The organism is Rhodanobacter sp. FW101-FHT13A11 (assembly GCF_058790335.1).
Genome location: NZ_JBYTCN010000018.1, coordinates 1 through 12,183, shown reverse-complemented (window position 1 = coordinate 12,183; position 12,183 = coordinate 1). Strand labels below are relative to the sequence as shown.

Sequence of the window (12,183 nt, the reverse complement as noted above, 5' to 3'; positions counted from 1 at the left end):
ATACTAGACGAAAAACTCTCGACAGGCCTTCAGTTCACCCCGACTTCACACATCGAAACCACGCAAGTTCATGCGCACGCATGAGGCACGCATCAGCGATTGCTCACTCCGTGCGGCACGTGCCCGGTGGCCACATGCTTGCGCGCGGACTCCACGTTGGCGGGCGAGTCGTCGAAGAAGATGTCGGCGCCGAACGCATCGAGGAACGGGCCCTTGTCGCGGCCACCGAGGAACAGCGCCTCGTCGATGCGCACGCCCCACTTGCGCAAGGTGAGGATCACCCGCTTGTGCGCGGGCGCGGAACGGGCGGTGACCAGGGCGGTGCGGATCGGCGAATCCTCCGCCGGGAACGCGGTCTGCAGGCGGTGCAGCGCGGTGAGGAATCCGCGGAACGGGCCGACCGACAGCGGCTCGGTGGCATGCTCGCGCTCGTTGCGGTGGAACGCCTCCAGCCCCTCCTCGCGCGAGACGCGCTCGCCCTCGTCGCCGAAGATCACCGCGTCGCCGTCGAACGCGATGCGCAGTTGCTCGCTCATGCGCGGCGGCGCGATGCTGGGCAGGATCGTCGCGGCCGCTACCCCGGCGGCCAGCGCGCGGCCGACGTCCTCGGCGTTGGCGGAGAGGAACAGGTCAGCCTTGAAAGGCGCGATGTAATCGGAGGTCGGCGCGCCGCTGGTGAATGCGGCGCGGCTGATCTGCAGGCCGTAGTGCTGGATCGCGTTGAAGATGCGCAAGCCGGTGTCGCCGGAGTTGCGCGACAGCAGGATCACCTCGACCGGCGGCACGTCGCCGGCCAGCTTGTTCAAGCCGAGCAGCTTCTGCACCAGCGGGAACGCCACGCCGGGCCGCAGGATCTCGTTCTCGTGGTCGATCTGGAACGAGCGGTAGGCATCGAGGCCTTCGCGCTCGAACAGCGCGTGGCTGTCGCCGAGATCGAACAGCGCGCGCGAGGAGATCGCCACGACGAGGCGGTTGTCGGTGGTGGCGGAGGGGTCGTGGACGTCGGAGCCTGCGCGGGTCATGGGGCGATTGGAGATGGCGTCGTTGTCGAATCTAGCAAAGCCGGCCGAAGATTGCCCGTAGGAGCGCACCCTGTGCGCGATGCTTTTGCATAATGGAGAAAAAAGCATCGCGCACAGGGTGCGCTCCTACAGGCACCGTGTCTCATTCAGCCGCGAACTGCTCGTCCAGGATGCGCTGCTCGAGGTTGTGTTCCGGGTCGAACAGCAGCCGCACGCCCTGCCCGCCGGACTGGCGGATCGCCACCGCGCGCACGTCGCGCACCTCGTGGAAATCGGCGGTGGCGCTGACCGGCCGCTTGCCCGGGTCGAGCACGCGCAGGACCACCTCGGTGCGATGCGGCAGGATCGCGCCGCGCCAGCGGCGCGGGCGGAACGGGCTGATCGGGGTGAGCGCCAGCACGTTCGCATCCAGCGGCAGGATCGGTCCGTGCGCGGACAGGTTGTAGGCGGTGGATCCCGCAGGCGTGGCCACCATGATGCCGTCGCAGACCAGGTTCGGCAGCTTCACCGTGCCATTGAGCTGCACCTCCAGGTGCGCGGCCTGGTTGCTCTGGCGCAGCAGCGAAACCTCGTTGAAGGCCAGCGCGCTGTGCTCGTTGCCGGCCACGTCGGTGACTTCCATCTGCAGCGGGAACAGCGTCGCCGCATGCGCACGCGCGATCCGCTCCGGCAGGCCGTCGAGCCGGTGCTTGTTCATCAGGAAGCCGACCCGGCCCAGCTTCATCCCGTATACCGGCAGTTCCAGCGCGCGGTAGGCATGCAGGGTGCGCAGCATGAAACCGTCGCCACCGAGCGCCACGATCAGCTCGGCCTGCTCCGGCGGCACGTCGCCGTAGCGTTCCACCAGCTTGCGCCAAGCTTGCTGGGCGACGCTGGCGTCACTGGCGACGAAGGCAAAGCGCATCGGAAACCCCGGTTGGCGGAAGACGCGCCAAGAGTACGACAGAGCAGTGGCTGCGCCCTACTCCCGGACTTTCCCGCCAGGCCGGAGCTACCCCCTCCCAACCTGCACTCGGACCATCCATGGCCCTCGCCCTTCGGGCGGCTTGCGCCGCGCAAATCGGCAGTCCTGCCGATTTGTCCCCTGCACGCAGGGGGGGGGAGCAAAAAAAACCTGCCGTCATGCTGGAGCATGCCGCAATACCCTCCCCTGCAAGCAGGGGAGGGTAAGGGTGAGGTCACGCCGTGGGAAAGTCCCGCAGAAACCTCAGACCGGCACCTGCGCCAGTTGCGCCAGTCGGCGTACCGCGACCGAGGCGATCGGGTAGTCCGCGTTCTGGGTGAGGATCTCGGCCAGCATGCTGCGGGTGTACTGCAGCGTGGCATCGTCGCGCTGCAGCCAGGCCTGCACCGGCGAGACACCCTTGCTGTCGCCACTGAGGTTGAGCACCTGCTGCGACAGCGCCCGGTGCTGGTGGTTGAGCTCGTCCAGCAGCGAGCCGCGCGCCTGCGCGTGCCAGTGGCCTTCCACCGGCAGCGCCTCGATCTGGTCGCGCAGCCACTCCAGATCCAGCGCCTCGCCCAGTTCGTAGAACACGCCGGCGACCTTCTCGATCGGCTGGCCGCTCTGCTGGCTCACCTCGACCATGTCCAGCGCGGCACGCAGCTCCGGCATGCGGGCCAGCCGCAGCGCCAGCTCGTCGGGCAGGCCAAGGCCTTCCCACTTTTCCTGGCTGCTGGAGAAGTCGCCCTGGCCGGTGGGCGTCAGCACGCCCGGCAGGGCCTTGCGCAGCGCCGACACGCCGGACTGGTAGCGCGCCACGTTGGCGGCGATGTCCAGCGAGCCGCCCGGGCGGTTCAGCAGCCAGCGGGTCATGTGCCGCAGCAGCGACCAGATCTGCTTGATCGCATCGACCTGGGTATCCTCGGCGACCTTGGCGTCCAGCGCCTCGATCTGCGCCCACAGCTCGCGCGCCTCGAGGATCTCGCGCGCCGCGGTGTACGCCTTGGCGATCGCCGCCGGGCCCTGCCCGGTATCTTCCTGCATGCGCATCATGAAGGTGGCGCCCATGCGGTTGATCGTCGAGTTGGTCACCGCGGTGGCGATGATCTCGCGCTTCAGGCGATGACGCTGCATGTGCGTGGCGTACTTCTCGTGCAGCGGCACGGGGAAGTAGCGCACCAGCTCCTTCGACAGGTACGGATCCTCCGGCACGTCCGAGTCCAGCAGCTGCTGGAACAGGCGGATCTTGTCGTACGACAGCAGTACGGCCAGTTCCGGCCGGGTCAGGCCCAGCCCGCGGCTCTTGCGCTCGGTCAGCTCGGCCTCGCTGGGCAGGTTCTCGACCTGGCGATCGAGCGTGCCCTCGGCCTCCAGCGTGCGGATGAAGTGCGCCATCGAGCCTAGGCGGTGCACCGACTGGTGCTCCATCAGGGTGATCGCCTCGTTCTGCCGGTAGTTGTCCCACAGCACCAGCTGGGCTACCTCGTCGGTCATCGCGGCGAGCTGCGTGTTGCGCGCGTCGAAGCTCAGCTCGCCGCGCTGCACGGCGTCGTTCAGCAGGATCTTGATGTTCACCTCATGGTCGGAGGTGTCCACGCCGGCGGAGTTGTCGATGAAGTCGGTGTTGAGCAGCACGCCCTTCTGCGCCGCCTCGATGCGGCCCTTCTGGGTGAAGCCCAGGTTGCCGCCCTCGCCCACGATCTTGCAGCGCAGGTCGGCGCCGTTGACGCGCAGCGCGTTGTTGGCGCGGTCGCCCACGTCGGCGTGCGTTTCAGCGGAGGACTTCACGTAGGTGCCGATGCCGCCGTTCCACAGCAGGTCCACCGGCGCCTTCAGGATCGCGCTGAGCAGATCGGTCGGCGCCAGGTGCTCCACGTCGGGCTTGAGGCCCAACGCCGCGCGCACTTCCGGCGAGACTGGGATCGACTTGGCACTGCGCGGGTACACGCCGCCGCCGGCGGAGATCAGCGACTTGTCGTAGTCGTCCCAGCTCGAGCGCGGCACCTTGAACAGCCGCTGGCGCTCGACGAACGTGCGCGCCGCATCCGGGCTCGGGTCGAGGAACACGTGGCGGTGGTCGAACGCCGCCACCAGCCGGGTATGTTCGGACAGCAGCATGCCGTTGCCGAACACGTCGCCGGACATGTCGCCGATGCCGACGCAGGTGAAGTCCTGGGTCTGGCTGTCGCGGCCGAGCGCGCGGAAGTGGCGCTTCACCGATTCCCACGCGCCGCGCGCGGTGATGCCCATGCCCTTGTGGTCGTAGCCGTGCGAGCCGCCGGAGGCGAACGCATCGCCGAGCCAGTAGTTGTGCTCGATCGAGATCGCGTTGGCGATGTCCGAGAACGTGGCGGTGCCCTTGTCCGCGGCCACCACCAGGTACGGGTCGTCGGCGTCGTGGCGCACCACGTCGTGCGGGTTCACCACCTTGCCCTCGACCAGGTTGTCGGTGATGTCGAGCAGGCCGTTGATGAACAGCCGGTAGCAGGCGATGCCCTCGGCCAGCTGCGCGTCGCGGTCGCCGCCGACCGGCGCCTTCTTGACGAAGAAGCCGCCCTTGGAGCCCACCGGCACGATCACCGTGTTCTTCACCATCTGCGCCTTGACCAGGCCCAGCACCTCGGTGCGGAAATCCTCGCGGCGATCGGACCAGCGCAGGCCGCCGCGCGCCACCGCGCCGAAGCGCAGGTGGATGCCCTCGACGCGCGGGGCGCACACCCAGATCTCGCGGTACGGCACCGGCTTGGGCAGGTCGGGCAGCTTGTGCGAGTCGAGCTTGTAGCTGATGTAGTCGCGGTACGCGCCATCCCACTGCTGGAAGAAACTGGTGCGCAGGGTCGCGCGGATCAGCTTCACGAAGCTGCGCAGGATGCGGTCCTCGTCGAGGCTGGCCACGTTCTCCAGCAGGATGCCGATCGCATTCTCTACGGCCTGGATCTGCTCGTCGCGCGGCTTCGACAGCGACGCGCCCAGGTCACCGATCAGGCCCGGCTGCGCGGCCTGCACGTTGGCCGGGATCAGCGCCAGCATCTCGGCGGCCAGGGTGGCGCCGGCGGCCTTCAGCTCGTCGGCGGAAAGCGCCTCGCGGCGCGGATCGAACTTGGCGAGAAACAGCTCCACCAGCAGGCCGGCGACCGCCGGGTAGCGGTTGAGGGTCTCCTCCATGTACGACTGCGAGAAGGTGGCGCCGGTCTGCAGCAGGTATTTGCAGTAGCCGCGCAGCATCGCCACCTGGCGCCAGCTCAGCTTCGCGCCGAGCACCAGCCGGTTGAAGCCGTCGTTCTCGGCGTTGCCGCGCCAGATCTGCTCGAACGCATCCTCGAACAGCGCGCCGACCTGCTCCACGCCGAAGGTGAGCTTGCCGACCGGCTGCACCTCGAAATCCTGGATCGACAGCGACGCCTCGCCGGCGACGTCGTAGACATGCTCGGTGAGCACGCGCAGGCCGAGGTTCTCCAGTTGCGGCAGCACTTCGGACAGCGCGATGTCGCCGCCGGAGCGGTAGACCTTGAAGCGCAGCGTCTCGGGCGCCTTCGGCGGGTGGTAGAACGACATCCGCAGCGCGTTGTCGCCGGCCAGCAGCGACAGCTGGTGCACGTCCTCGGCGGCCACCTGCGGGCTCACGTCCTCGACGTAGCCGGCCGGCAGCGCGCGCGCGTAGCGGTTGGCCAGCACCACGCCCTCGTGCTCGCCGCGCAGCCGCACCAGCGCGTCGCGCACCTCGTCGTGCCAGTTGCGCACGATGCCGGCAACGCCCTGCTCCAGTTCGGCGAGGTCGTAGCGGGGCTGGTCGCCGATCTTCGGCCGCAGCACGATGTGCAGCCGCGCCAGCGCGGCCTCGCCCATCTGCACCGACGAGTCGATCTGCTCGGCGTGCAACGCGGCGCCCAGCATCGCCTCGATGCGTTCGCGCACCGAGGTGTTGAAGCGGTCGCGCGGCACGAACACCATGCAGGTGAAGAAGCGGCCGTAGCGGTCGCGGCGCATGAACAGCTGCGTATGCGCGCGCTGGCGCAGTTCGAGGATGCCCATCGCGGTGGCGAACAGCTCGTCCTCGGTGCTCTGCAGCAGCTCCTGGCGCGGCAGGGTCTCCAGCACGTGGCGCAGCGACTTGCCGGAATACGAATCGCGCTTGAGGCCCGAACGCGCCATCACCGCCTCCACCTTGTGCCGCACCAGCGGCACGTCCTGCGGGCGCGACATGTAGGCGTTGGAGGAGAACAGGCCGAGGAAGCGCTGTTCGGCCTTGGCGCGGCCGTTGGCGTCGAACTGCAGCACGCCGATGTAGTCCATGTAGCCCGGACGGTGCACGTGCGAGCGCGCATTGGTCTTGGTCAGGATGATCGCGTCGGTCGAACCGGACTGGGGCAGCTCGCTGGCCGCCAGCGTGCGCAGCGAACGCGGCGCCACCGAGCGCTCGTTGTTGCGCAGGATGCCCAGGCCGGAGCCCTCGACGGCGCGCAGCACGCGGTCGCCGTCGGCATCGGTGACTTCGTACTCGCGGTAGCCGAGGAAGGTGAAATTGTCGGCGGCGACCCAGCGCATGAACTCGCCGGCCTCCTGCACCGAGGCGGCGTCCAACGGCAGCTTGCGCTGCGGCAGGTCGTTGGCGATCGCCAGCGCCTTGTCGCGCATCGCCGCCCAGTCGTTCACCGCGGCGCGCACGTCGTCCAGCGCGGCCTCGACCTGTACGGTCAGCTGCGCCTGCTCGGCGGCATCGGCGACCCGGTCGATCTCGAAATGCATGACCGATTCGGCCGCACCGGATTCGCCGCCGAAGCCCAGCAGCCTGCCGGAAGCGTCGCGTGCCGCCTTCAGCACCGGATGGATCACCGCGTGGATCTGCAGCTTCGCCGCGACGATCATGCTGACCGTGTCGACCAGGAACGGCATGTCGTCGGTGACGATCTGCAGCAGGCTGCGACCCGCATGCACGTCCTCCGGGCTGAGCACGCGCGCGCTGGCATGGCCGCCCCGGCGCTGCTGCATGAATTCCAGCAGGCTGCCGACCAGCGCCGCCCATTGCACCGGTGTGTGCAGATGCGCGTCGCCGCCCCCGATACGTGCAAAGAAAGCCTCGCAGAAAACCTGCGCCTGGCCCAGGCGCTCGGGCGAAAAACCGCCCTTTTTCAGCTCTGCGAGCACTACTGACGGAAGGGAGGGGTCGTTCGCTGCAGGGATTGCATTCATGGCATCTTCTGGTTGGTGGAGACGATGAGGGGAAGGCAGGTAAAAAGCCTTGGAAGGATACGCTGCGTGACCAGGTGAATCCAGCCGCGCAGGCCCGCATCGACCATGCGCATGGGCATGGTCGATGCGGGTCGCGATGGAACTTTCAGAAAGGCGCGGATCGCCTGTCGACGCGCGCCGCGTCGCGGCAAACACCGGACGCCCGCAATGTCCCGCGACGGATCCCGCACGCGCCTCGGCGCTGGCCCGCGGCAGACGTGCGCAGATCATCGTGCCGCTTGTCAATGACTGGATTCATGACGCCGATAAAATGTAAACTGACCGGTATAGTCTGATCCGCGGACCGCTTGGCATGGCGCTTTGCGGAATGGCGGCGCGATTCGAACCGCGGCCGCCCGCAGTCCGACCAACCTATGACACAAGACACACAGAACGCGATGCAGTATTCCGTCCACGGCAACGCTGCAGCGCACTCCGGCACCCCCAATCCCCGTTCAAACACGTTTCTGGAGCTCTCATGAAGTTCTCATCACTGAGCACACCCATGTTGTGCGTGAGCCTGCTGGCGCTGGCTGCCTGCGGCAAGGGCAAGGAGCAGGGCCCGCCGCAGATGCCGCCACCGGAAGTCGGCGTGATCCAGGCGCAGCCGCAAAGCTCGCCGCTGACCAAGGATCTGGTCGGCCGCCTGTCGTCCTACCGCAGCGCCGACGTGCGCGCCCGCGTGGCCGGCGTGCTGCTCAAGCGCACCTATACCGAAGGCACCGACGTCAAGCGGGGTCAGCTGCTGTTCCAGATCGACCCGGCTCCGCTGAAAGCGACGCTGAGCGCGGCCGAGGCTTCGCTGGCGCAGGCCCAGGCCACGTACACCAATGCCAAAATCAACGCGCAGCGCGCCCGCGAGCTGGCGCCGAAGGGCTACATCTCCAGGTCCGATCTGGACAATTCGCAGGCCGCCGAGCGCACCGCGGCCGCCGCGGTGCAGGCGGCGCGCGCCAACGTGCAAAGCGCGCGCATCAGCCTCGGCTATGCCAGCGTGACTTCGCCCATCGACGGCCGCGCCGGCCAGCAGCAGGTCACCGAAGGCGCCCTGGTCGGCAACGGCGAGGCCACCCTGCTCACCACGGTCGACCAGATCGACCCGCTCTACGTGAACTTCACCATGAGCGTGTCCGACGTGGAGCAGATGCGCCGCGCGCAGAACAGCGGCAACGTCACCCTGGCCGAGCCGAACAAGGCCAGCGTGCAGATCGCCCTGCCCGACGGCAGCGCCTACACCGAAGCGGGTACGCTCGACTTCTCCTCCACCACGGTCGATCCGGCCACCGGCGCGGTGAACCTGCGCGCGCAGATCCCCAATCCGAAGCACAGCCTGCTGCCGGGCATGTACGTGACGCTGAAGGCGCGGCTCGGCGAGCAGCACAAGGTATTCCTGGTGCCGCAGCCGGCCGTGCAGCGCGACACCGTGGGCGCTTACGTGTTCACCGTAGGCAGCGACAGCAAGGTTGCGCGCCGCGACGTCACCCTCGGCGCCGCGAGCGGCAGCAACTGGGTGGTCACCGACGGCATCGCCGCGGGCGACCAGGTAGTGGTATCGGGCGTGCAGAACGTGAAGGAAGGCGCGCCGGCCAAGGCCTCGCCCTGGAAGCCACAGGCCGCGGGCAACCACGGCCCCACCGCAGCCGCCGGCACGCCGGCGCGCGGCAAGTAAGGGAGTCCGGACATGCCGAGTTTCTTCATCGACCGCCCGATCTTCGCCTGGGTGGTGGCCATCCTGATCTCCCTGGGCGGCGTCCTGGCAATCCTCAACCTGGGCGTGGAGTCGTATCCGAACATCGCGCCGCCCTCGGTGACGGTGAGCGCCACCTATCCCGGCGCCAGCGCCGACACGACGGAAAAGACCGTCACCCAGGTGATCGAACAGCAGCTCACCGGCATCGACCACCTGCTGTACTTCAGCTCCTCGTCCAGCGCCAACGGCCGCGCCAGCATCACGCTGACGTTCGAGAGCGGCACCGACCCGGACATCGCCCAGGTGCAGGTGCAGAACAAGGTGGCGCTGGCCACGCCGCGCCTGCCGTCCGAGGTGACCCAGCAGGGCGTGGTGGTGGCCAAGGCCAACGCCGGCTTCCTGATGGTGGTGGCGCTGCAGTCGGACAACCCGAACATCGACCGCGACCGTCTCAACGACATCGTCGGCTCGCGCGTGCTCGACCAGATCTCGCGCGTGCCCGGCGTCGGCAGCACCCAGCAGTTCGGCTCCGAATACGCCATGCGCATCTGGCTGGACCCGGACAAGCTGCAGGGCTACGGCCTGTCGGCCAGCCAGGTGCTGGCTGCGATCAAGGCGCAGAACGTGCAGTTCGCCGCCGGCTCGATCGGCGCCGACCCCGCGCCGGCCGGCCAGGGCTTCACCGCCACCGTCACCACCGAGGGCCGCTTCACCACGCCCGAACAGTTCGGCGCCATCATCCTGCGCGCGAACCCGGACGGCACCACGGTCACCCTCGGCGACGTGGCCAGGATCAGCTTCGGCCCCGGCAGCTACGGCTTCGACACCACCTGGAACGGCAAGCCGATCGGCGCCTTCGCGATCCAGCTGCTGCCCGGCGCCAACGCGCTGAACGTGGCCACCGCGGTACGCGGCAAGATGGACGAGATCGCGCCCAGCTTCCCGCAGGGCGTGAGCTGGTTCAGCCCGTACGACAGCACCACGTTCGTGAACATCTCGATCAACGAGGTGGTACACACCCTGGTCGAGGCGATCATCCTGGTGTTCCTGGTGATGCTGCTGTTCCTGCAGAACATCCGCGCCACCATCATCCCCACCCTGGTGATCCCGGTGGCCCTGCTGGGCACCTTCCTCGGCATGCTGGTGCTGGGTTTCACCATCAACCAGCTGACCCTGTTCGGCATGGTACTGGCGATCGGCATTGTGGTGGACGACGCGATCGTGGTGATCGAGAACGTCGAACGCATCATGACCGAGGAAGGCCTGTCGCCGAAGGACGCCACGCGCAAGGCGATGGGCCAGATCACTGGCGCGGTGGTGGCGATCACCGTGGTGCTGGCGGCGGTGTTCGTCCCCTCGGCGCTGCAGCCGGGCGCCTCGGGCATCATCTACAAGCAGTTCGCGCTGACCATTGCGGTATCGATGGCGTTCTCCGCCTTCCTCGCGCTGTCGTTCACGCCGGCGCTGTGTGCCAGCTTCCTGCAGCCCGAGCACCACAAGAAGAAGAACTTCGTCTTCCGCAAGTTCAACGAGTTCTTCACCTGGACCACCCATACCTACACCGGCCACATCGGTGCCGCGGTGCGCCATGCGCCGCGCTGGATGCTGGTGTTCGTACTGATCGCGGTACTCGCCGGCTTCCTGTACACCCGCCTGCCTGGCAGCTTCCTGCCGGAGGAGGACCAGGGCTACGCCTTGTCGGTGATCCAGCTGCCGCCCGGCGCGACCAAGGAGCGCACCAGCGCGGTGATGGCGCAGATGCGCGACGTCCTCAACAAGGACAACGCCGTGGAAGGCGTGATCCAGGTGACCGGCTTCAGCTTCATAGGCAACGGCGAGAACGCCGGCATGGCCTTCATCAAGCTCAAGGACTGGGCCAAGCGCGACGTCACCGCCGCCGAGTTCATCCAGCGCGCGAACATGGAGCTGCACGGCATCCGCGATGCGCGCATCTTCGTGGCGAACATCCCCACGGTGCAGGGCCTGGGCCAGTTCGGCGGCTTCGACATGTACCTGCAGGACCGCAGCGGCGCCGGCCGCGACGCGCTGACCCAGGCGCGCAACACGCTGCTGGGTAAGGCTGCCCAGAACAGCCGGCTGACCGGCGTGCGCCCCAACGCGCTGGAAGACTCCCCGCAGCTGCGGCTGGACGTGGATCGCGTGCAGGCGCAGTCGATGGGCCTGTCGGTGGGCGACATCTACAACGCGATCAGCCTGATGCTGGCGCCGGTGTACGTGAACGACTTCACCTACGGCGGCCGCGTGAAGCGCGTGATCATGCAGGCCGACGCGCCCTACCGCATGAGCCCGGATACGCTGCAACACTTCTTCACGCCGAGCGCCCAGGCCACCGCCGCGGGCACGCCGTCGATGATCCCGTTGTCCAATGTGGTGCACGCGAAGTGGGAGGTGGGCTCGCCTTCGCTGACCCGCTACAACGGCTACGCCGCGGTGGAGATCGTCGGTTCGCCGGCACCGGGGCATGCCTCCGGCGAGGCGATGGGCGAGATGGAGAGGATGGTCGGCAACGATCTGCCCAAGGGCTTCGGCTTCGACTGGACCGGCCAGTCGTACCAGGAAATCCTCTCCGGCAATGCCGCCACGCTGCTGATGGTGCTGTCGATCGTGATCGTGTTCCTGGCGCTGGCCGCGCTGTACGAGAGCTGGTCGATCCCGGTCTCGGTGCTGCTGGTGGTGCCGTTGGGCCTGCTCGGCGTGGTGGTGTTCACCCTGCTGCGCGGCCTGCCCGACGACATCTTCTTCAAGATCGGCCTGATCACGGTGATCGGCCTGGCCGCGAAGAACGCGATCCTGATCGTGGAGTTCGCGGTGGCCGAGCAGCACGCCGGACGTACCCTGCGCGAAGCGACCATCGACGCCGCCCGCCTGCGGTTGCGCCCGATCCTGATGACCTCGCTGGCCTTCATCCTCGGCGTGTTCCCGCTGTTCATCTCCAGCGGCGCCGGCGCCAACGCGCGCCACGCGATCGGCACCGGCGTGATCGGCGGCATGATCTTCGCCACCTTCCTCGGCGTGCTGCTGATCCCGGTGTTCTACGTGGTGGTGCGGCGCCTGCTCGGCGACAAGCTGGACGGCGATGAGCCTGCACCGGCCGTCGGCAACGGCAACGGCATGCAGACGTTCGACTCGGATCCGCGGCGCGGCGCGTGATCCATCGCAGCAACAAAAAGCCCGGCAGGTTACTGCCGGGCTTTTTGTTTTCGTCGTCACCGAGAGCCCTGCGTAGGAGCCCGCTCGCGGGCGATGCTCCTGCTCTGAATTAATTGAAGAGCATCGCC

Annotated in this window: 5 protein-coding genes; 2 read left to right on the top strand and 3 right to left on the bottom strand. The window is 67.8% G+C overall.

Going from position 1 to position 12,183, the window contains the following annotated elements; translation table 11 throughout:
- Positions 1-92: 92 nt before the first annotated feature.
- From AC3WRN_RS15615 to AC3WRN_RS15605, 3 genes are all read right to left on the bottom strand, one after another.
- The gene (locus AC3WRN_RS15615) at positions 93-1,022 is read right to left on the bottom strand and encodes a 5'-nucleotidase (protein ID WP_492623658.1); all 930 of its coding nucleotides are present in this window, start codon (positions 1,020-1,022) and stop codon (positions 93-95) included.
- 142 nt (positions 1,023-1,164) lie between these two features.
- Positions 1,165-1,926, bottom strand: coding sequence for an NAD kinase (locus AC3WRN_RS15610; RefSeq protein ID WP_492623657.1), 762 nt, complete (start codon positions 1,924-1,926; stop codon positions 1,165-1,167).
- 303 nt (positions 1,927-2,229) lie between these two features.
- Positions 2,230-7,155: an NAD-glutamate dehydrogenase gene (locus tag AC3WRN_RS15605; protein WP_492623656.1), complete on the bottom strand. Its 4,926-nt coding sequence runs from the start codon at positions 7,153-7,155 to the stop codon at positions 2,230-2,232.
- A gap of 517 nt (positions 7,156-7,672) precedes the next feature.
- Between AC3WRN_RS15605 and AC3WRN_RS15600 the strand changes: the two genes are divergently transcribed.
- Together AC3WRN_RS15600 and AC3WRN_RS15595 are read left to right on the top strand one after the other, a co-directional pair.
- On the top strand, positions 7,673-8,863 hold the full coding sequence (locus AC3WRN_RS15600) for an efflux RND transporter periplasmic adaptor subunit (protein WP_492623655.1): 1,191 nt from the start codon (positions 7,673-7,675) through the stop codon (positions 8,861-8,863).
- A 12-nt stretch (positions 8,864-8,875) separates the two neighbouring features.
- Complete coding sequence (locus AC3WRN_RS15595; protein WP_492623654.1) at positions 8,876-12,055, top strand: multidrug efflux RND transporter permease subunit; 3,180 nt, start codon at positions 8,876-8,878, stop codon at positions 12,053-12,055.
- The last annotated feature ends 128 nt before the right edge of the window (positions 12,056-12,183 follow it).